The following is a 21,641-nucleotide window of genomic DNA, read 5'->3' on the forward strand; positions in this document are numbered from 1 at the left end:
TTTACAAAAATCAATCACAAAAAAGAAAAGAAGCTCATCGCTTCTTATACTTGATAATAAAATAAATGATAGAGCCCAATAAAATATCAGCGACAATGAATATTGTCATATTTTGTATGAGTTTTGGATAGACATAAGTATCTTGATCAATCAAAATTTCTAAATCCTCATCACTAATACCTTGATTAAAATCATCGCTTAAATCAGGATATGTTTCATATTGAACCAATTGATCAAACTCAATGATTAAGACACCGTCATAGTCATAAAGTTCAATCTCTAAATCTAGATCTTCTGTAATATCAAATGCATAAAAATAAAATCCCATAAGGTCTAACCCGTAAGATACCGCAGCACCTTCATAAGAGCTTTCAGTATATGTTTCATAAACAGTCTCTGATGTTTCATTGTTGATAACTCTTAATCCTGTTTGATCATTTTCATCTTCAACCGATGTAGCATATGTTACATCTGTTTTTGGAAGAACAAACAAAGCAAATTGATTTCTATACTCAGTTTCTGCTTGAGCAATAGTTAAATACACATCAACTATATAGTCATCTGTTTCCTGTCTTGATAACTGATTATAAGCAATCGACTGCATTGAAACAAAGCGGTCAAAATCTTCAATCTCAACTGACTCTTCTGCTAATTCATAAAACACATCATAAACCCTTTGATTGTAAGATAATGTTAAAGTCATAAAATAGATTGCTACTGCAATCAGTATACTAATAATTAAATACCAAATGATAAATTTCTTCATTTTCTAATAACTCCTCTATGATTGTATAATTGCTTAGCTGAACCTAATAATTTCAATTGTTTATGATCATAGATAATCGCTCCATCATCAGGTATTGCAAAAATAGGTTTATGCGTTGATCGATACATTTTTCTTAATGCACTTTTTTGTTTTTTTCTTCTTCTATAATGAACTTCTATAATAAAATTGTCGATTAGATCTAAGCCTTCATGTAATGAAAACTTATCATAATCTAAGTCAGGTGAGATATGATAATTGCTAAACTGAATCATTGCACCTGCAGAAGAACCTATAAAAATTTTCTTTTGGTTTTCTAAATGTTCTTTAAGTTCAAACTCTTTGATTCTTTCCATCATGAGATCTGGTGCTCCACCTGGAAAATAAATAATATCAGCTTGATCGATTTTTTTCTTTGCCTCTTCTTTTGACATGTCATAATAGTATACAAATGAAATATGTTTTTCTGGAATGCCATAAGGCTCAAAACTATCAATCATTTTTTGATAGTACTCTCCACCTTTTTTATAATAAGCATCGTAAGCTTCAATCGTATATATATGTTTTTGGAAAAAAGACAAAGCAACTACACAAACTTTGTGTTCTTTTTTAATAATCTCTTTTAAGGCATCAACCATAAAAGATTCTCTTAAAATCCCTCTACTTGTTAGTACATGAATCATTTTACACCTCTTTTTAAAAATAGCTTAGCTAATCTAACCCAATCATGAATATATCCATAAGCATCTATGAAATTTTCTTGTCCCATATCTAAAAATGCTACTTCTTTAGTTGCAATAGATAAACCATGTCTACCAGTCGGGTATAAATGTGCTTCTTGATAGACTTTATTAGCCTTTAAAGCTTCAATAAAAATCAAACTATTTTCTACAGGTACGCTTTCATCAGTAACTGTATGCATGATGAACGTTGGCGGAAAAAGTGGGTGAATATGTTTTTCTAAAGAAACTTCTTCTAATAAATCTGTGTTTATGTGATGCCCAAGTAGATGATCAAACGATCCTTTGTGCGAATATCTAGGGTTAGCTGTTATCACCGGGTAACATATAATTAGTTTATTTATATATTCGTAATATAAAGTTGATAACATGACTGCAAAATGTCCACCAGCGCTAAATCCAACGACATAAATCTTATCAACCAATGGGTTATTTTTAAGTATTTCTAAAACTTTATGGGCTTCTATATGTATTTCTGGATAAATCAGTTTTTCTTCTCGATAATGATAAACTGCTTGATGATAACCTTCTGTTTTAAAAGTATCAGCAACCACCCATGATTCTCGGTCTGAAGTATACTCATATCCTCCACCAGGTAGTATCAATATTAAATCTCTTTTTTGATGATCATACCATCTAACTTCACAATAGTTATTTGTGTTTAATTTTATTTTCATCTCACACCTCTACCTATAATATTATAGCACAAAATCAAATGATAAAAAAAACTGTCAAATAGACAGTTTTATACAAGTTTTTCTGGTTTATGAAAATAATAGCCTTGTTGTAGATAAATATCGTTTTGCATTAACTGATGACTAACTTCTAAAGTCTCGACGCTTTCTGCAATAACTAACTTGTTTTCGAGCTTACCGATATGAGAGATCATTCGCACGATTTCACTATTTTTTTCGGAACCTAAATGATTAATAAATGAACCATCAATTTTAATGATGTCATATGATACAGATTCAAGTACAGCAAGTGATGAGTACTCACTACCAAAATCATCAATAGCGATTAAAAATCCTAAGCTTTGATAATGTTGAATCATTTCTCTGCAAATATTTAAGTTATGTACAAAAGTGTTTTCAGATACTTCAACAATGATATCTTGATTAGAAATGCCATATGTTTTAGCATAATCGCTTAATAAGTGTGAAAATCCTTTCTTTAAAAACATTTCCGGAGTCAAATTAACGGATAGTTTAAGAGATTTATAGCTTTTATCTGTTTTTAGTTTGCTAAAATAATTAAAACTCTTTTTAACTAAGTGTGTTTCTAACATTTCAAGCAAACTTGACCTTCTGGCAACGTTGAAAAATTCATAAGGACTAACAAAGCCTAACATTGAATCTTTCCATCTAGCTAAAGATTCAACATATACATGTTTTTTTTGGTTGACATCATGAATGAATTGAAAATGAACATCAATTTGGTTTTTTTGAATGGCATCATATAGACGATTTGATAATATTATATTTTTCTCAAGATTAGATTTCATCAATGGTTGATACATCGTTACTTGATTATACGTAGTATCATGTTTATAATATGATGCCAATCCAGCATAAATAATTAAATCATCAAAACTAGCTGTGTGATTCGGATATAAAGCATATCCAATGCGCTTTTTGATACGAATATAAGTATCCTTAACATAATATGTTTTTATGATTTGCTCTTCTAGCACCTCAATAAGCTGTTCAACTCTAACTTTTGATGGGTTAATTAGCATAATCACAAACTGATCTTCGATAAAGTTTGAGATAATATCTTTTTCTTGAATAAGGTTTTTGAGATTTTGTCCAATTGTCTTTAACAACTGATTAGCTATATCAATTCCATAATAATCGATCACTTCGAAGAAATTATTGACATCAATGACAAAACAAGCTACATTGATATCTTTATCTAGTGTTTTGAGATGTTTTGATAAACCATTACTATTTAAAAGTTGTGTCACTTGATTATAATTTGCTTGATACTCCAAAGATTTTTGTAACTCAGTAAGTTTAGTAATATCTTCACCGATTGAAATGATACTCTTGGGATGGCCAAGTGCATCATTGATGAGTACATTTTTCCATGATATAACAAATGTTTTATCATTCTTTTTGTATTCAATAACACTCCGAGTTATCTTCTTTTCAATGACTTCCTTGACCCAATCATTATCATCATCATGAAGGTTCTTACCTACATTATTGATATACGTCCCAAAGATTTTTTTAGGATCCAAATCAAAGATCTCACAATAACGATTTGAAGCTTGAACGATATGCCCATGAATATCTGTTGTAGTCATCAGTTCGTTCGTATTTTCTATAACTTTTTTACTAGCTAAATTCAATTCTGAAAGCTCATTTTTAGTCAGTGCTAATTGTTTTTTCATTGCATCTACATCGGTAATATCAAAAGCAATCCAATATGTTCGATCTGCTTGACTTGAAGCATATATAACAAAAAGTAATGCCTGATCAAAAACAGGCAGATCTAAAGTGATTTCTCTAAATTGATCATCCTCTGATTCTAGTGTTAGTTGTTTGAATTTTTCTTGATCTTCAACACTCATAAACTTAGAAAAATCTTCTTCGTAATAAATTTGAGCTTCACTTTTAACTCGATAGTTTTTAATGAAACTATCTGTAAATTGACAAATGTATTTTTTTTGTTTATGATCAAACTCAATATAGATTGCTCTACTGTTTTCAAATGCTAATTTATGTATGAATTTTCTTTTTTGAACTCTATATAAAAACTTGAAAATACCTATTCCAAAAATAGCCATATTTAACATAAACAATCCATGATATATGACATCAATGGTTTGATTAACCTCTAAGATTTGTTGATTATTATGTATGATTTCAAAAACAAGTTCGAAAGTGAATAAAGCAATGAACATTAGAGCTGATATCAATAAGTATTTGTTCCCATCCAAAATTGTTAGGATTAATAGCAAAAATGAAATCAATAAAGTTGCTGAAATCGTTATCGTAGGATGCAAAAAAAGGTAGTCTTCATGTAGTAACACAAAGAATACATAAGTGAAGTACAAAATATATAAGATATGACCTACTCGAACGAGTTTACGTAAATTTAGTCGATTCATTAAAGTCATCCTTTCGCTATTTCGATTATAGCAAAATATACTATTTTTATAAATACACTTAATGAAAATGTAAGAATTACTTTTGCAAAGCGATAAAAAACCCAGATTATACTGGGTTTTTTATGATATTATATTTAAGATTATCTTTGATTTCGATACTTCTCCCATATAGGTTCATCTTTATTGGACGATCAACTTCTATGTATAAAATGTTATCTTTTATTTGTAAATCAACGGTTGTCCTCTGATAAATAATGGTTGTTTTAATAGACGATATATGCGTTTGATAAACTGGATTTAGTTCAAATGTTTGATTAAATCTGAATCCTAATATACCATAAATTAGCATTAAATAACTTCCGCCTAAATTCGCAATATGCAGTCCATGTTGGGTACGATTATGACTATCTCTAAAGTCAAGTTCCGCAACCCTTTTAAAAAACTCATAAGCTAAATCAGTATATCCAATCTGATATGCTGAAATACCATAAATACATTTAGATAGACTCGAATCATGGGTTGTCCTTTTAATATAGTAGTCAAAGCTATTTTTGTACATGTCTTTATCAACTTCATTAAATAGAACTAGTGCTAATATGGCATCAGCCTGTTTAATTATTTGATACCTATAGATAAATAAAGGATGGTAATAAAGTAACAAAGGGAATTTATCACTATCAAGATCTGAGATATTGATGTCTTTTTTACTTAAAAATGAATCATCTTGTTTTACTATATTTAACTGATCATCTACTAATAGAGTCATGTTTTTATATGCTTTTTCAAGTAAGATGATGTCTTCTTCTTTCAAATCAGTTTTAAGGAGCACATCTTTAAGTTCATCTTTATGCGATGAAATGTAATCATGAGTAAACTTGAAATGATGCTTTGCAGCATTATTTGTGTAATAATTGTCATTGATTAAGACCGTATACTCATCAGGTCCTGTGACATTATAGATATGGAATTTTCCATCTTTAAAATGTCCATAGTCAAGGAGAAATAAGGCAGTTTCTATAATTATCTCCATGCCATATTCAATCATGAATCCCTCATCTTTAGTCGCATAATAATAATTAATGATTGCAAGTGCAATATCACTATTGATATGAACTTGCGCACTACCTGCAGGAAAATAAGGAGATGCTTCTTTTCCATTGATAGTTCTCCATGGGATTTTTGCACCTCTATGACATCCCAGTTGTTTTGCTTCATGTCTTGCTTCATCTAATGTGTAATATCTGTAAAGTAGTAATTCTTTGGCTTTTTTGGGATCAGTTAAGATAAAAAATGGAAGCATATATGTTTCTGTATCCCAAAAAAAGTGCCCTTCGTATCCTTCACCTGAAATACCCTTAGCTGCAATATGCATATGATAATTCGTTGATGCACTTTGACTGAGTTGATACAAATTATATCGTAATGCTTGATTAATATCAGTATCAGATAGTTCAACTAACGATTTATCCCAAAAAGCGATGCGTTCTTTTCTTTCTTCTTGTAAGTATGCATCAAATGGTTTACACATCTTTTCAATATACTTGATATCCTTTTCATGATTTTCGTGTGTTAATGACGACGTGTAATATGTATATTTTGTAAATGATATAGGCTTGTTTTTTGATAGGTAAGCTTCTCGTAATCCGATGATTTCATGATCTTTGATTTGATAATTGAATGCTTGATCATGTGTGATTGCTGCATTGATAAAAAGCGATGTATTTGTTGTCTTAGCGTACAATAATCCATGTTTATCATCTGTTTTTAAATCAATCAGTTCTAAATGTTTTCTCGTATTTGGTAGTCTCGGATCTGTATTTTCAACATATCTAATAGCGGGTAACCTAAGATATGATTGAAGTTTAATTTTTCCTTCATAATTTGGAGATGATAAATCTAGTTTCGTAACAATTAAGTTTTGTTTAGAAGTTACCATTTTTTCTTCTATAAGATCAAAAATATATCCTTTATCAGATATGTATCTTACTTTTCGATATGATGTACCTTCTAACATGTTTAGTGACCGTTTGATGGAAACAAGCTCCATATGTGATAAATCAATGATATCATCATCAACAACTATCTTGACATAAGACCCATCAGGAAGGTTTACAATCGTTTGCCCAAGTTGTGGAAATCCTTCATAATTTTCTTCATAACGGAAAGGATATTGATTATAAAATCCATTCATTAGTGTGATTGGATCATCATTTGTTCCATAACCTTCAATAAAATGTCCTCTTGTGCCTAGTGTACCGTTAGCAAGCGAAAAAATTGTTTCATCTGATAATAAATCTTCTAGTTTTAAACGATCTTCTCTAGTAACTATAAAATCTTCTTTTTTATATTTCATAAATCCATCCATTCTAAGTATAGTATCATCTCCATTATACATGTCTTAGAGTCATATCTCAAATGTTAGGCAAAAATGAAAAAATGCCCATTTGGGCATTTTATCAATACATTGGTGGCATTTGTGATTGCTGATCTTTTTCTTTGATTTCAACCACTGCAGCCTCACTTGTTATGATTAAAGCTGATATAGATGCTGCATTTAAAATGGCATTTTTAGTAACTTTTGTCGGATCTATGATTCCTTCTTTGAGCATATCAGTCCATTGACCCTCTTTAGCATCAAAACCGAAATCACCTTTTTGAATTTTTTGTTGTTCTAATATATATTGACCATCGAATCCTGCATTTTCTGCAATTTGATATAACGGTACAGATAAACTATCTAAAACAGCTAAGATACCTCTTTGTCTATCAATATTTTCATTTTTTAGTGTTTGTTTCAATTCGGTTTGAATATTGACTAAAACTGCGCCACCACCTATAACTATACCTTCGGTCACTGCAGCACGAGTGGCATTCAATGCATCTTCAATTCTTAATTTTTTTTCTTTAAGTTCTGTTTCTGTTGTAGCTCCTACTTTTATAATTGCCACACCACCTGATAGTTTTGCAAGACGTTCTTGATATCGTTTTTTATCATAATCAGATGTTGAACGTTTCATTTGAGCATCAATTTCCATAATTCTTTCTTCAATAACATCTTTTCGACCATGACCACCGATAAGTGTAGTATTATCTTTTTTAACAACAGCTTTATGAACAACACCTAAGTCTTCTATTTTGGTTTCAGTAAGTTTCATTTGTAAATCTTTAGCTATAAATGTAGCTCCAGTCAAAATAGCGATGTCATTGAGCATTTCTTTTTGATTGTCACCAAATCCAGGTGCTTTTGTGGCAACTACATTAAATGTGCCTCTAAGCTTATTTACAATAAGTGTTGAAGTGACTTCATTCTCAATGTCATCAGCTATTAAAAGTAATGGTTTGTTTGCTTTAACTACTTGTTCTAATAATGGGAGAATGTCTTGAATAGTTGATATTTTCTGATCTGTGACTAATATGTATGGCTCTTCTAGTTCAACAGTCATGGTTTCACGATCGTTTACAAAATATGGCGATACATATCCTTTATCATATTGCATCCCTTCAACAACTTCTAATTCAGTTTCAAATCCTTTTGACTCATCCACTGATATGACACCATTTTTAGATACTTTTTCCATAGCTTTTGCAATAATTTGCCCAATTTCTCTTGACCCTGAAGAAATGGCAGCAACGTTTTCAATATCCTCTTGAGTTTCAACTGATCTTGATTTTTCCAACAGTTTTTTTGCTACTTCTTTAGAAGCTTGTTCAATACCTTCTCTAACAAATACTGGATTTGAACCATTATCGACTGCTTTAAATCCTTTATGTATGATTGATTGTGCGAGCAATGTTGCTGTTGTCGTTCCATCACCAGCAACATCATTAGTTTTAGAAGCAACTTCGTAGACTAACTTAGCACCCATATTTTCATATGGATCTTTTAATTCGATTTCTTTAGCGATAGATACACCATCATTAGTAATAAGTGGTGAACCATACCCTTTATCCAAAACAACATTTCTGCCTTTTGGTCCGAGAGTTATTTTAACTGCATCAGCAAGCAAATCAACTCCCTTTAGTAAAGATGTTTTTGCATCTTTTCCATAACGAATTTCTTTACTCATTTTCATGCACTCCTTTAATTTTCAATGATTGCTAAAATATTTTTTGCTTGAATCACCAAATACTCTGTTCCTTCATATTTGACTTTAGTACCTGAGTATGTTTGATAAATAACTTTGTCGTCTTTTTTTAAATTCTCAACTTTAGGTCCAACAGATAAAACCTTACCAATAGCTGGTTTTTCCTTATCATCTGTCGTTAAGATAATACCACTCTCTGTTTTTTTCTCTTCTTTTTCAAATCTCAAGACAACATAGTCTTCTAATGGTTTTAACATGCTTTCACCCCTTCCTGGCACTTATTATACTTTAGTGCCAATTCACTTATTATTATATTCAGGATTTTTTTGATGTCAAGATATTTTTTTGCTTTTTTTCAGAACAAAAGTGAATAAATTCACTAGGGGCGATAAAAATCGCCTTTTTCTTTTTAAAGTCACATTGTATAATAGATTTATGGAACCTATAGTGATTAAGTATAAATTTAAAGATCAATTAGAACTTGCTCTTAAACATGGTGAACATGTCTTTAACAATGAGCTTGTTAAACTATCTAATTTAAAAGTATATAGAGATAACTCCATTTCCATTCAATCTATATTTGCTACCTATTGGGATTCATTTAAACTTCATTTTGAAGATAAACTACGTCCCTCAATTATCGAAAATGTTGAAAAAATGATACATTGTCGTGATTTCAAATATGGCTACTTCTTCTATGAATGCCCAACTTGTGATAACTTTCATATCCAAGGTCTTTCTTGTCATTCAAGGTTTTGTCCTTCTTGTAATCAAAGATATCGAGAAGCTCGAACACTTGCGATTGAATCCAAATTACTTAAGTGCCCTCATAGACATTTTGTCTTTTCAGTTGCTAAAGAGATGCGTAAATTCTTTTGGCTTTATAGAGACTTATTTGATATCTTATTTCAAACTGTAAATGAAGTTCTTCATAAAGCTGTTAAGAAAACGAAGGCTGACCACCAATTAGATAGAAGACTTGGCATCATTTGTTTTCTTCACACCTATGGCAGAGATATGAAGACCAATCCTCATATCCATGCTTTAGTTGCTGAACGCTTTATTGATGCTCATGGTCATCTATCCAACATGTCTTTCTTTCCTTTTGAGAGACTGCGTATGTTTTGGCAATATAGACTCTTAAGTAACATCTCAGCCTATTTGAAAACCCATGCGACAAATTCTATCTATAATGAGTTTAATCGCTTAAGAAGTTATCTCATTCATAAGTATAAAAAAGGCTTTTACACTTACGGGCCTCAATTAAAGAGAAAATCTAGCTTGTCTACAGCCAAAAAGATTGCTAAATACATCGCCAGATATGCTTCTCATCCAGCCATCTCTGAATCTAGAATTGATGACTTCGATGATATCAATCACCAAGTCACTTGGCATTTTGATCCTCATGAAGATGATCAAATTTCAGATAAACATCATAAACGAGGTACTCAAATCATCACTGATCATGTCTTTAAATTTATTGCACGTCTCATTAAACACATCCCTGATAAAGGATTTCATCTGATTCGTTATTACGGTTTTTATTCAAATCGGACAAAACGAAAAATTGCCTCTGAGTTAAAGTTAGTTAACCCTAAATCTTTGACTTATCTTAAACATCAACTTCACTTTCGAACTTTGTTGCTTAAGACTTATCACTATGACATCTTTAAATGTCAGTGTGGTTCTACTATGGTTTTAAATCTTGATGCTTCATATCTACCAAATCACCGAAAAGAGAGGTTATTTAGCGATGCCTAAACTATTTAAAACTAAATCTGTGCATATGTCTTTTGTTCAAAAAAAGAATTTGTATGCTGAATATAAATCAGCTGTTAAGCAGGGATTCATTGCTGGCCCTGCCGCTTCATTTAATGCATTTATATCGATGCCTAATTTTGATATCATGGTTGATATGAAATGTCTGCACTGTGGATTTGAACTTACTGTCAATTTTTCTGGTTATGCTCACTTTATGGAGACTGAAGGTGCTGCTTTTCCCGTTGATGTTTGTAGTCATTGTGGTAAGTTGCAGTTTGTGCTTTTAGATATTTATCATAAACTTATTGATTAATTTGTTGACTCGTTTTACAGACTCATTTTAGATGAGTTTTTTCTGTTTGTTTTTATTTAAATTATCAATTAGAATTTCCTAGTTAATTAAAAAAAGGACCTCAGTCCTTTAACTCATGATAAGCTGTTTTAAATCTCTCGATAATTTCGTCATTGTCTTCTAGTTTCGAATGTTTACCAAAAGTAATTCTAATAACACAAGGCTGATAAGCATCTTCTAATCCTATGGCTTTGATGACATGTGATGGTTTAATGACATTAGATGCACATGCGCTACCTGTTGATACATATACACCTAATTTATTTAATTGGAAATGAAGTTGATGTCCTAAAACATCCTTAAAAGCATAAGATAAATGATTGAATGAGCGGTTTGATCCACAAGGTGTGCCATTGAGCTTTATATCTTTAAATGCTTTTTTCATTTTATTATGAAAATCAACTTGAATGATTTGATAATGGTTTCTATTTTCTTCAATTTGATCAACTGCGATCTTAGCTGCTTCACCCATGCCTACAATGCCATATAAGTTTTCTGTGCCTGCGCGATGAGAATCCTCATGTGATCCTCCATGGATGAGCGGTTCAATTTCTAATCCTTTTTTTACATATAATGCACCAACACCTTTTGGCCCATAAAATTTATGGCTTGAAAAGGACATGAAATCAACATCAAGCTCTTTCACATCAATAAATTGTTGACCTAATGCTTGCACAGCATCTAAGTGTAATTTCGTGTGATGTCTTCTACATATTTTTGAAATAGAGAATACATCTTGAATCGTTCCAATTTCATTATTCGCATAAATAATAGATACCATCAATGTATTTTCATTAATGGTTTGATCGAGTTGTTTTAAATCGATTAAACCAAACTCATCAACATCTAAATAGTGGACCTTATACCCTTTTGTTTCTAGATAATGGCACGTGTTTAAAGTAGCTTTGTGTTCTACTTTTGATGTGATAATCTCTTTTAATTTGGGATGCTTATCAGCATACCCTTTAATTGCCCAATTTGTAGATTCTGTTCCACCTGAAGTGAAAAAAATCTCTTCAGATTGAGCACCGATTGCATCTGCAATTTTTTTTCTTGCTTGGTTGATTGCTTTTCTGTTTTCAATGGCGTGCAAATGCAAAGATGATGGATTGTGGAAATTTTTGCATAAATAAGGCTCAATATATTTTCTAACATCTTCATCAAGTGGTGTCGTTGATGCATAATCCAAATAAAATTCTTTCATCTTATTTTCTCCTTACTTGAATCATACATGAATCAATATTTTCTATATCAATAAATTCGATCTCTTTAATATCTTTGGATAACTCAATATCTTGGTTCAAGTTTTTCTTAAATCTGGAAATCAATGCATCAACAAAAGATTCAATCACATAGGTTTGGTGAATGATACAAGGATTCTTATCATCAAACATCTCGATGGATTTTTCAATAAGTTTATCTTGTTTTATTGGCAAATCTAAAGGATGTCCTTCATATAAAATGTCCTGGTTTTTCTTAATTAAAATGGTATATTTCATATAAACCTCACAGTACAAATATGACGTAATAAATGATGATCGCTAAAAACACAATAACGTTAAATAGTTTAATCCAGTGCAAATTTTTTCTCATGAAACTTGAAACACGGATCACTGATTTAGTTTTAACTGCGACAAGTGCAATAACAATAAGTGGTAAAACAAAAATCAGGTTATAAATCGCTAGTAACAACAATCCTCTGCCAACGTGACTTGAAAAATGAATAAGATGCAAGATTGCGGTAAAATACGCTTGTCCTGTACATAAGAACTCTGTAAATGAAATGACCACACCAATGAAAAATGCAATGACATAAATCATTAAGCTACCTTCTTCTAATTTTTTCGTGAAGGTTTCCATAAGCCTACGATTGAATTTTTGAATTTTACTTGGTAACTGGTTTTTTACCTTGTCATATTTTTTTAATGTTGTTACGATAAAATCATATAAATTTAATATCACAACAATAATGGAAATACTTACAATAACCCAGGGGACAATCTCTAAAATCGGGGCTATTCCGGATAAACTAGATAATGTTTGATAAAGCAGAGTTCCAAATAAAAAATATGATATATAGATTGCTGAAATAAAAATAAAACTGATTTTCAATAAGGTTTTGGATTGATCAGAAAAACTTAACATCGAAATAAAAAGTAAAAGCATGGCAATTGCACACGGATTGACTCCATCAACAAACCCCAATAAAACAAAAGTTATCAATGAAAAGTCAGCATCAGGTGCACTCTCTATTTCTAACATAGATTGTTCATTCATGATTTGCTGTATAGTACCTTGATCAACAGCATTTTTGATATCTTCATAACCAACAAAATAACGATCTCCTGCAAAAATCACAGGTGTTAGGCTTGTTCCAAAGAAATCAACATCATATGTATATTGATAATCATATAATAGCTTAGTATACGCTGAATCATCTTCTAAATAAATAGTTTCAATGTCATAACCTTCTTGTATCAACTGGTCGATAACACCTTCATCTTCTAATTTTTGACAAGAACTACAAAATTTAGATGCAAAATAAACTGCATCATGATAAGTATCTTCTGCAGCAATAATATGATAAAAAGGTGAAAATATAACAAGTGCAAATAGCACAAACATTGTCCATAAATTCCATCGATTAAATTTCACAAGATGCCTCCTGAAATGTTTATATACTCTTATTTTACCATTACTTATTCATTGAAAAAAGGTGAAAATAGAATTTCCCAATAAACAAAAAAACTTAGCGAATGCTAAGTTTATAAAATGTCTGTTGTTAAATAATCTATGTTGAGGTTTTTTTCTTCTTCTTTTGTGTCATTATCGTTTACTGTGAACACACCAATTTTAAATCCTTTGCTTTTTAATGTCTTAATTGTTTGTTTATCAAGTGATTCTTTATTGATATAATAATTAATTTCATTAACTCTACAATCATACATATTTTGATCTGTGATTTCTGTAGTCAAAAAATATAGATCAAAATTCGATATAGCTCTCAGATACTTTAGATAATTCATATTAAAGGAAATGATGATTGGTTTTAACTCAGGATAGAGTTCTAACAAGGTCAGCAATTTATTTAGATGTTCAATATCAGAGACTTTTTTAATTTCTAACATGGGTGCTTTCTTGTATGTCTTGCAAATATCTAAAAATGCTTCTAGCGTTGGCAATGCATATGCTTTTTGTCCATCACTAAGTTCAACATCTTTTATATCTTCATAATTAACTTCAGTAATTTTTCTTTCATCGTTTGCCAGTCTTTTTAATGTATCATCATGATGCACAATAAAAACACCATCTAAAGTTGAATGCATATCACATTCTATACCAACATAATGTTGATCCTTTCCTGCTTCTATAAATGCTTCAAGGGTATTTTCTAATGCTTCTTTAGTTTTTCCTCGATGTGCGATATATTCCATAGTCACTCCTTATGCCCTTTTTCATTATAGCAAAATTAACTGCAAATAGTAAATATTTTTGTAATTTTTATGTTTTCTTAATTTCGAAATTCAAACTAGTGTGATCTCCGATTAACCTAAGTCTTACCCAGCCTTTTGAAAAGGGTAGAGTTACATGACTATCTATTTGGTTTTCTGCAAGTATTTTTAACTGCTTTTTTTGGATAGCTACAAGTGCTACTCGTCCATCATAAACTTCAATTTTGATGTGAAGGTTTTGAAGATCATTGATTTTGATCATTCCAATATTTTGATATCCAGTAAATTTTTTTATTTTGCCAAAAATTTTCTTTTCTTTGAGTTTTCTATGTACAACAAACATCAATGCTTTCTTAGTATTAAGTTTAGACATTACTTTAGGGTTACTCAAATCCATCATACCATCTCCAATGCATGGCTATTTTATCATGATTTTATGAAAAAGAAAAATGGTTGTCTGCATATGATATAACCCTAATAAAAAAATGAGAGCTCTATGGTATGAGTTATTTAGTTCAGATGAATGATAGTATCTAATAAAATAAAAAACATGAACTCAATAAGGTTCATGTATTACTAATAATCTAAATAGATATATCAAGATTAATGATCATTATTTATCGATATCAAGTATTGCATTTCTTTTTGCTTTAAATACGCTATTAGATTATCCATCCAATCCTCTTTATCATTAGGAATATCTGATAATGCATTTTTTATATTAATGTATTTCAATAAATGATTTAATCTAACAAACAACTGATATACATCTTTATGATATAAATGTTCTGGCATGTGCATGTGATAAGCTTCTAAGAAAATTTTTTGATAGTTAGATAATGTATCATTTTCTACGGAAAAAGTATCTTTTAAATCCTCAAAAAATGTTACGATATCTTGCATATAATAGCCATAATAACTATCATTAAAATCAATAACTGTAACATGTTTTAAATGATCATCATAAAACATATTGTCAGATTCATAATCTCCATGAATTAATCCCTGCTTAAGATCTAATTTCGAAAAAGCCTTTATTAAAGCGCTCATTTCATCTTGTACACTACTTTCTAAAATTATAGATTGAAGTAGTTCGTTTTCATATGTATATCTTCTAGGCTTTGATTTATAATTTGATGATAGCTTATGCAGCCTTCCTAAAGTATCACCAATCTTAGCAATCAAATCATCATTTAAAGGACAATCCTCGACAGGGTTTCCTAGTGCCTGTTCAAAAACTACACCTATATATTTCCCATGATTGACAAATGCTTCATGGTTGGTTGTATAGATGATTTTTGGGGTTTTAAACTTAGATGCTAGTAAATACTCAGTAAATGAGATTTCTTGTATAAACTTTTCTTCTTTATATTCATCTATAGGTATTAGTCTAAGATAGTATATCTGTGATTGATCCTTAAACTGGTAAATTTGTGTTGCAGAAGATCTCCAAAAATGCAATCGTTCTTTAGAACTTTCAGGAAAGCCCCAAAAAGATAAGATGTTTTTGGCATCTTCAATATCCTCTTTTAAATTTTTAATCTTTAGCATATAGTCTTCCTTTATTTATGATAAAAAGAATGAATACCAACCTCATTCTTTTTTATGATTATAGTCTATTTCCTACCTCTTAGATAGGGTTTTGGATATTCAATTTCTTCACGAATATCTGATGCATGGTTGATAAAATGATAAGGATCTCTTAATAGCAATCTACCATAAAAAACCATATCACATGAACCACTTGAAATCGCATAATCACCTAAATTAACATCTTCGATGAGTCCGCCACCAATAGTTACTAATCCAGTTTGTTCTTTGATGATTTTGGCAAGATTAAGTTGATATCCTGGATAAAGTCTAATTGATTGTGATACAACATTTCCACCACTAGAAACATCTATTATGTCTACACCTAAATCTTTAATTTCATTGATGACGTTACTTAACCAAAAAGGATCAACGCCTTCTTCAACATATTCAGTGGCACTAAATCTAATCGCTAATGTTTTTTCTTCTGGCCAAACTTCTCTAACAGCTTTGATGACATCTACAAGTATTTTTTTTCTATCTTGATAGGCATCAGTTCTTTTATTGGAATTAGGAGATAAGAATTGGAATAATAGGTATCCATGTGCTGCATGTAATTCTAATAAATCATATCCAGCTTCAAGTGCTCTTCTAGCTGCTGCTTGAAAATCAGAAATCACTTTTTTAATATCTTCTAATGTCATTTCTCTTGGTAATGATAACTCACCATTAAATGGAACCGCACTTGGTGCGACTGGATGTTCAACTCTCGCTTTTCTTCCTGCGTGATTGATTTGGATCCCAGCCTTAGCGCCATGAACATGAATCGCGTGAACTATCTTTTTTAGTCCTTCAACATGTTGATCATTCCAAATACCTAAGTCTTCTTTAGAGATGACGCCATTTGGATCAATTGCGGTTGCTTCTTGAATAATTAGTCCAACACCACCCATTGCTCTAGTTGCGTAATGTGTAATGTGAAAATCTTTTACTTCTCCAGATGCATCACTTTGATACATACACATCGGTGCCATGACAATTCTATTTTTTAAGTTTAAATTTCTAATTTTGATTGGTTGATATAACATAATGTCCTCCACATATCTAATATAACTCTATTCTAACATGAATTTTTATTTAACAAAATTCAATTTCATTTATGTTTGTCTTCATATTTTTGATTAAGTTCCACCCACTTCTCTTTAATGCTTATCTGATGTGTAGATTCAAAGAAGATGTATCTTTGAATGATTAAAGCAACAATTAAAATAAGCGGTATGACAGGTGTTCCAGGTCCAAACCAAAAAATAATGACTGCACTACCGATTGCAATCAACCATCCATTTCCAGAGATCGTACCAATGACGAAAAAAAGTACTGCCCATCCGTGAAAGATCATATATGAAATAAAAAGGGATAACAATCCTCTTAAAGTCTTCATGGTTCGTGCAACTTCCCAAACCATAATGAAAAAGGTTTTCCAAAAAATAATAATTTTTTTCATTTATCTATAAAAAAATAAACACTCGTGTGCTTATTTTTGATGTAAATCAGTTTTTAATATATGTTGTTCAATCGCTTCAGGATATGGATATGCTTCTTCTCTCATACGTTTAAATAAGACATAAACAAGTCCACGTTCAACATCAATTCTTGTAATGACGCCAAAACCTTTTTCACCTTCAACTTTTACTTTTTCACCGATTAAAAATGTTTCATTACTCCAAGCCATAATATTCACCTCTCACTCATTTATTATAACATAAGTTTTCGAATTATTATCTATTTTTAGGACGATAAGCACGCATCGCAGATCCGATTAAGAAAACTTTCTCTTCACTTGTTTGTTGTTTTAAAAACATTAACAATTTATAAACATCTTTTGGTGGATTCATAGTCATCAATGCTAAAACATCTCCCTGATGAAGCGGATGACTCTTATCATGGACATATGATAACAGTTTCAACCCATCTTTTTCATATCTTCTCATGAATTTATAGAATCTATAGAGTATTGACGGGATTTCAGTATACAAATCTTGCCCTTTTCTATGCTCCATGTCAAGTGCCATTTCATACATTTTTGATACTTGAGTTTTGGACATATAATAGATGAGTTCGTTAAAATCATCATCTTGTTCATGCCAGTTGATGAGTGTTTTTAATAAATCAGCTCTCCAAAAAAATCGATGTTTAGATGATTCATCTAGTTCATATGTTTTTCTGAAATCTTCTACAATTTCAGCTAATAAATCTTCATTTAACGTTTCATAGAGTGTAAAAAGTTTTTCTGGAATGTCAGTCGTTGTTTCTTCATGAACTAAGTATTGATAGATTTCAGTCAATATTTGTTGTTTCTCTTTTGTAAAATGGTCTAATAAAGGCTTAAAAACGACTTCTTTTTCTTTAACTTCTATATTGTTTTTTTGATAGATAAATGTTTGATAGACAATTTTCTCTTTACTCATCTTATCTGCTATTAATATAGAAAATCCCATACCGCCTTGATGATAAGTACGATGTGTAGGATGTCCAACAATGTCATTTCTAATGTACTTTAATTCGTGAAGTATTGGATTAGAGTTAATATTTATATGATATTTATATTGAGTAAGTCCAATTGCAAGATCATATAATGCATCAATAGCTACAAACAATCCTTGTAAAAGACCAAACACATCAAGCAAAACTGCACCTTTTTCTTCTTGTGGTTGATCAAGATAGCGTTTAATCATGAGATCGATATTCTCAATCATATCAAAAGAACTTATCGCTCGATAAGTGTGACTATTTTGATGATCTTTATCTAATTGATCGATATATTTTCTTAATGCTTCTAAACTCATATAGAATCCTTAATCTTTCTAAGTAGTACTGGAGCAGGTAACTCTTTATAAAGAAGTCCTTCGATATATTTTATGCCAAGTCTTTCTAACATTTCTTTTTGATCTTTTGATTTAACATTTCTAATCACTAAAGCCATGTGATAAGACTCTAAAAGTTGTTTCATTTGACTAATATAACTTTGCCATTTAATACTATCTCTTTTCATCTCTAGATGAAGTGCATGAAATGGATAGTTAAGTGCCATATTTACCGAAGTGGTATCTAAACTAATGCCATGGTCGATAAGCTCTTGAATTTGTGTTGCATAGTGACTAGGTCGTAATTCCATATCACATTTAAGCCTTACAAACTCATAAGGTATTTGGTGCTGTTTAAGTGTTCCTAGAAGGAATGAATTAAACTTGGAATCAAGGAATGTTTGTTTGGAAATAGGGATTGTTATTTTGATTAATCTTTGTGTGTTTTTTTCTAAACTCACTAAGAAATCACAAACTTGCTCAATGTGAAAATGCTCTAAATCTACTAGTCTATTTCTTTTCTCTGCAACTTTAAGTAAATATTTACCATCAATTGCTAGGTTTGTTAGTATAATTTCACTTTCATATTGCCATACGATATTCTTTTCAATATCAATCATTTGATTAAAGATCAAGCCGATATTTTTGGTTTCAATCGCAACATTTAAATGATCAATAACCTGTTGTTCAAACAACTCATCTTCATAATCACGATAAACGAAATATCTAAACTTCTCATCATCTTCTCTTTTCGCTTTTTCAAGCGCAATATCTAAAAACTTATACAATTTTTGTGGATCTTTTTCGACAGTTACAACAGGATATCTAATGACACCCATAAAAGCGTTAAATTTTTCGTATGGCAATACTTTAGACTGGTAATTCTCAAGATGTTTAAAATAGTCTTTAATCACTTTAGTGGTTGTTCTTATGTCATTAAAGGGAACTACAACAAATAATTGATTAAAATCAAATCTATATGTATAACCTTCATTAAAGAATTTCTTACTAACTTGTGCAAACTCCTTAAAATACTTCATCATCATATCACTACCATAAATATGCTTGAGTTGATGATCGAGTTCAATGAGTAACAAACTTACTTTTTCATCAAGATAATCTGTTATTTTTTGATTTAGGGCATAAAGGTTTTCAATATTTGTCTCATGATCTAAAGTTGCTTGTTCAACTAAAGCTTTTGTTTCCTTAATCTCATTGGTTTGATCAAAAAACAAGCTCATAATAATGACTTCATCTCTTACTTTAATACTATAAAGTTTTTCTAAAATGTTTTTCCCTTGATATGTATATGCCATATGCTTTTCTTCATTTGGGTGAACAAATAGATAGGATATGATATCTTTATATGTGTTCACATATTCATAAGACAAATCTCTTATAAATAACTCTAAATGATAGTGTTCTTCAATAGCAAATAATGACATTGCAGATTTATTATAGGTGGACCTAGAATCTGTTAACTCTCTGTAACTAATGATTGGTGAATCCAAAACATGTTTATAAAAGTCATTTTCATGTTTTAGATGCTTCATACGCTTTTCATCAATTAATCTTGTGTATAAAATAGCACTAATGAGTTTAAAAAAATCGTAATAAGTTGCTGGATCTTTAATTTCTTCTTCTAAATGAACTAAAAACACACCCATATCAAGCATAGGAAATGCATAAATAAATGATACATCATCCTCATAATCTTTCTGTGTAACAATGTTTTTTGTCCACTTTATTGTTTTCGTGTGTTCGTAAACTTCATCACCCGTATAAAGTACATGGTCACATAAAGTGTCTAAAGTATCTTGTTTAGAAATAGTTTTATCGTATAATCTCTCTTTTTTATAATGGAAGAAATTAGGCGATTCACCTTCCAGATATATCACATATTCTTTTGATGTTACATATTGATCTAGATGCATGAAAAACAATCTAAAAAACTCTCTTAATTTTAGTTTTTCATCAATCATATGTGCGTATTGGATTAAGTCAAAACTCATCTCGATATATTTTAATATTTGTGTAGATTGTGGTTTGGAAGACTCTTTTTTTTCAATAACAACGATATCTTTTTCGATATCTTCTTTTTGTTTAGATTCTGTCTTTATCTTTTTATCAATAGTTTTATTAATCTTTTTGAGTTTAGTTTGATATAAATCTAAAGACAACTTGTTGTCTAATTGTTTATATAAAAAGATGATGAGTTCGTATGCTTTTAGTCTATAGCTATCGCTTTGTTCATCTATATAACTTTCATACTCAGCTTCTAAAATAGATGCTTTATGATAATCTTCAAGTTTTATGTATATTTCTAATAGTTTTAATACAATCTCAAGATCTTGAGGTTGCTTTTTGTGTGCATCGAATGCCTTGTTTTTCGCTTCTTCAAATTTTTTAAGTTCTATGAGTAATGATAATTCATCGATAAAATATTTACTTTTTAGATCATAATTATATAAATCATATAATGTGTTTAATGCCATTTGATGCTGATGATCATTTTTATAGATAGTAAAGATTTCTTCTAAGCAATAAATCTTAATATCATCTGGAATCATATCACTCATAATTTTTAGTAAATCTTCTAAATATGGTTCATGTAATGTTTTTTTAAGCTCAACATCATCTAATAGTCCTAAATATTGCTTAATGACTGGTAGAATTTCTTTGCGTTCTTGGATGTATTTTTTTGCTTCATCTAAATGATTTAAATGTAAACAAGCATCAATCATATGTTTAAGAATCTTTTCATGATAAAGCGTATCAGTTTGGGTTTTGATTTCATTTAATACTTCTTTAGCTTCATCATAAACAATGTCAAAAAGAGATAGCTCAATTGCAATCTCAAAATAGTAATTGTATGCAGCTTGATAATCAAGATGTGAAAGTGATTGATTCAAAAAATCCTTGATGATCGATAAGCTGTGTGGTTGTTTTGGAAGTTTTAATACATCGTTTAAACGCACT

General features: G+C 30.4%; 20 protein-coding genes. 2 read left to right on the forward strand and 18 right to left on the reverse strand.

Going from position 1 to position 21,641, the window contains the following annotated elements; genetic code table 11:
- Positions 1 to 34: 34 nt before the first annotated feature.
- From BK011_06435 to BK011_06465, 7 genes are all read right to left on the reverse strand, one after another.
- Positions 35 to 766: a hypothetical protein gene (locus BK011_06435; GenBank protein ID AUD65341.1), complete on the reverse strand. Its 732-nt coding sequence runs from the start codon at positions 764 to 766 to the stop codon at positions 35 to 37.
- On the reverse strand, positions 763 to 1,446 hold the full coding sequence (locus BK011_06440; protein ID AUD65342.1) for a hypothetical protein: 684 nt from the start codon (positions 1,444 to 1,446) through the stop codon (positions 763 to 765). The genes BK011_06435 and BK011_06440 overlap by 4 nt, the downstream gene beginning before the upstream one ends.
- Positions 1,443 to 2,180: a hypothetical protein gene (locus tag BK011_06445; protein AUD65343.1), complete on the reverse strand. Its 738-nt coding sequence runs from the start codon at positions 2,178 to 2,180 to the stop codon at positions 1,443 to 1,445. Before BK011_06445 ends, BK011_06440 begins: the two co-directional genes overlap by 4 nt.
- 68 nt (positions 2,181 to 2,248) lie before the next feature.
- Positions 2,249 to 4,618 (reverse strand): hypothetical protein, encoded by a 2,370-nt coding sequence (locus BK011_06450; GenBank protein ID AUD65344.1) that lies wholly within the window; start codon positions 4,616 to 4,618, stop codon positions 2,249 to 2,251.
- Positions 4,619 to 4,724: 106 nt separating this feature from the next.
- Entirely contained in the window at positions 4,725 to 6,983 is a 2,259-nt protein-coding gene (locus BK011_06455) for a hypothetical protein (protein AUD65345.1), read from the reverse strand.
- Between the two features lie 91 nt (positions 6,984 to 7,074).
- On the reverse strand, positions 7,075 to 8,685 hold the full coding sequence (locus BK011_06460) for a chaperonin GroL (GenBank protein AUD65346.1): 1,611 nt from the start codon (positions 8,683 to 8,685) through the stop codon (positions 7,075 to 7,077).
- Between the two features lie 14 nt (positions 8,686 to 8,699).
- Positions 8,700 to 8,960, reverse strand: coding sequence for a molecular chaperone GroES (locus BK011_06465; GenBank protein ID AUD65347.1), 261 nt, complete (start codon positions 8,958 to 8,960; stop codon positions 8,700 to 8,702).
- 163 nt (positions 8,961 to 9,123) lie between these two features.
- Between BK011_06465 and BK011_06470 the strand changes: the two genes are divergently transcribed.
- Together BK011_06470 and BK011_06475 are read left to right on the forward strand one after the other, a co-directional pair.
- Complete coding sequence (locus BK011_06470; protein ID AUD65348.1) at positions 9,124 to 10,464, forward strand: hypothetical protein; 1,341 nt, start codon at positions 9,124 to 9,126, stop codon at positions 10,462 to 10,464.
- Entirely contained in the window at positions 10,457 to 10,777 is a 321-nt protein-coding gene (locus BK011_06475) for a hypothetical protein (GenBank protein ID AUD65349.1), read from the forward strand. Before BK011_06470 ends, BK011_06475 begins: the two co-directional genes overlap by 8 nt.
- Before the next feature lie 100 nt (positions 10,778 to 10,877).
- On the opposite strand, the gene BK011_06480 is transcribed toward BK011_06475, so the two are convergent.
- From BK011_06480 to BK011_06530, 11 genes are all read right to left on the reverse strand, one after another.
- Positions 10,878 to 12,020, reverse strand: a complete 1,143-nt coding sequence (locus BK011_06480) for a hypothetical protein (protein ID AUD65350.1) — start codon at positions 12,018 to 12,020, stop codon at positions 10,878 to 10,880.
- A 1-nt stretch (position 12,021) separates the two neighbouring features.
- On the reverse strand, positions 12,022 to 12,315 hold the full coding sequence (locus tag BK011_06485) for a hypothetical protein (protein ID AUD65351.1): 294 nt from the start codon (positions 12,313 to 12,315) through the stop codon (positions 12,022 to 12,024).
- Between the two features lie 7 nt (positions 12,316 to 12,322).
- Positions 12,323 to 13,471 carry a hypothetical protein gene (locus BK011_06490; GenBank protein AUD65352.1) on the reverse strand — a complete coding sequence of 383 codons (1,149 nt, stop codon included), beginning with the start codon at positions 13,469 to 13,471 and terminating at the stop codon, positions 12,323 to 12,325.
- 110 nt (positions 13,472 to 13,581) lie between these two features.
- Complete coding sequence (locus BK011_06495) at positions 13,582 to 14,250, reverse strand: hypothetical protein (protein ID AUD65353.1); 669 nt, start codon at positions 14,248 to 14,250, stop codon at positions 13,582 to 13,584.
- A 67-nt stretch (positions 14,251 to 14,317) separates the two neighbouring features.
- Positions 14,318 to 14,665 (reverse strand): hypothetical protein, encoded by a 348-nt coding sequence (locus BK011_06500; protein ID AUD65354.1) that lies wholly within the window; start codon positions 14,663 to 14,665, stop codon positions 14,318 to 14,320.
- Between the two features lie 206 nt (positions 14,666 to 14,871).
- Positions 14,872 to 15,819: a hypothetical protein gene (locus BK011_06505; GenBank protein AUD65355.1), complete on the reverse strand. Its 948-nt coding sequence runs from the start codon at positions 15,817 to 15,819 to the stop codon at positions 14,872 to 14,874.
- Positions 15,820 to 15,884: 65 nt separating this feature from the next.
- Complete coding sequence (locus tag BK011_06510; protein ID AUD65356.1) at positions 15,885 to 16,886, reverse strand: hypothetical protein; 1,002 nt, start codon at positions 16,884 to 16,886, stop codon at positions 15,885 to 15,887.
- A 65-nt stretch (positions 16,887 to 16,951) separates the two neighbouring features.
- Positions 16,952 to 17,302, reverse strand: a complete 351-nt coding sequence (locus BK011_06515) for a hypothetical protein (GenBank protein AUD65357.1) — start codon at positions 17,300 to 17,302, stop codon at positions 16,952 to 16,954.
- 30 nt (positions 17,303 to 17,332) lie between these two features.
- Positions 17,333 to 17,530 carry a hypothetical protein gene (locus BK011_06520; protein AUD65358.1) on the reverse strand — a complete coding sequence of 66 codons (198 nt, stop codon included), beginning with the start codon at positions 17,528 to 17,530 and terminating at the stop codon, positions 17,333 to 17,335.
- A gap of 46 nt (positions 17,531 to 17,576) precedes the next feature.
- The gene (locus BK011_06525; protein AUD65359.1) at positions 17,577 to 18,644 is read right to left on the reverse strand and encodes a hypothetical protein; all 1,068 of its coding nucleotides are present in this window, start codon (positions 18,642 to 18,644) and stop codon (positions 17,577 to 17,579) included.
- Complete coding sequence (locus BK011_06530; GenBank protein AUD65360.1) at positions 18,641 to 21,640, reverse strand: hypothetical protein; 3,000 nt, start codon at positions 21,638 to 21,640, stop codon at positions 18,641 to 18,643. The genes BK011_06525 and BK011_06530 overlap by 4 nt, the downstream gene beginning before the upstream one ends.
- Position 21,641 lies beyond the last annotated feature (1 nt).

It is taken from the genome of Tenericutes bacterium MZ-XQ (assembly GCA_002838205.1).
Lineage (GTDB): Bacteria > Bacillota_I > Bacilli_A > Acholeplasmatales > Acholeplasmataceae > Mariniplasma.

Coding starts and splice junctions, on each gene's coding strand:
- BK011_06435 (AUD65341.1), bottom strand. CDS start 766: ATGAAGAAATTTATCATTTGGTATTTAATTATTAGTATACTGATTGCA.
- BK011_06440 (AUD65342.1), bottom strand. CDS start 1,446: ATGATTCATGTACTAACAAGTAGAGGGATTTTAAGAGAATCTTTTATG.
- BK011_06445 (AUD65343.1), bottom strand. CDS start 2,180: ATGAAAATAAAATTAAACACAAATAACTATTGTGAAGTTAGATGGTAT.
- BK011_06450 (AUD65344.1), bottom strand. CDS start 4,618: ATGAATCGACTAAATTTACGTAAACTCGTTCGAGTAGGTCATATCTTA.
- BK011_06455 (AUD65345.1), bottom strand. CDS start 6,983: ATGGATGGATTTATGAAATATAAAAAAGAAGATTTTATAGTTACTAGA.
- BK011_06460 (AUD65346.1), bottom strand. CDS start 8,685: ATGAGTAAAGAAATTCGTTATGGAAAAGATGCAAAAACATCTTTACTA.
- BK011_06465 (AUD65347.1), bottom strand. CDS start 8,960: ATGTTAAAACCATTAGAAGACTATGTTGTCTTGAGATTTGAAAAAGAA.
- BK011_06475 (AUD65349.1), top strand. CDS start 10,457: ATGCCTAAACTATTTAAAACTAAATCTGTGCATATGTCTTTTGTTCAA.
- BK011_06480 (AUD65350.1), bottom strand. CDS start 12,020: ATGAAAGAATTTTATTTGGATTATGCATCAACGACACCACTTGATGAA.
- BK011_06485 (AUD65351.1), bottom strand. CDS start 12,315: ATGAAATATACCATTTTAATTAAGAAAAACCAGGACATTTTATATGAA.
- BK011_06495 (AUD65353.1), bottom strand. CDS start 14,250: ATGGAATATATCGCACATCGAGGAAAAACTAAAGAAGCATTAGAAAAT.
- BK011_06500 (AUD65354.1), bottom strand. CDS start 14,665: ATGGATTTGAGTAACCCTAAAGTAATGTCTAAACTTAATACTAAGAAA.
- BK011_06505 (AUD65355.1), bottom strand. CDS start 15,819: ATGCTAAAGATTAAAAATTTAAAAGAGGATATTGAAGATGCCAAAAAC.
- BK011_06510 (AUD65356.1), bottom strand. CDS start 16,886: ATGTTATATCAACCAATCAAAATTAGAAATTTAAACTTAAAAAATAGA.
- BK011_06515 (AUD65357.1), bottom strand. CDS start 17,302: ATGAAAAAAATTATTATTTTTTGGAAAACCTTTTTCATTATGGTTTGG.
- BK011_06520 (AUD65358.1), bottom strand. CDS start 17,530: ATGGCTTGGAGTAATGAAACATTTTTAATCGGTGAAAAAGTAAAAGTT.
- BK011_06525 (AUD65359.1), bottom strand. CDS start 18,644: ATGAGTTTAGAAGCATTAAGAAAATATATCGATCAATTAGATAAAGAT.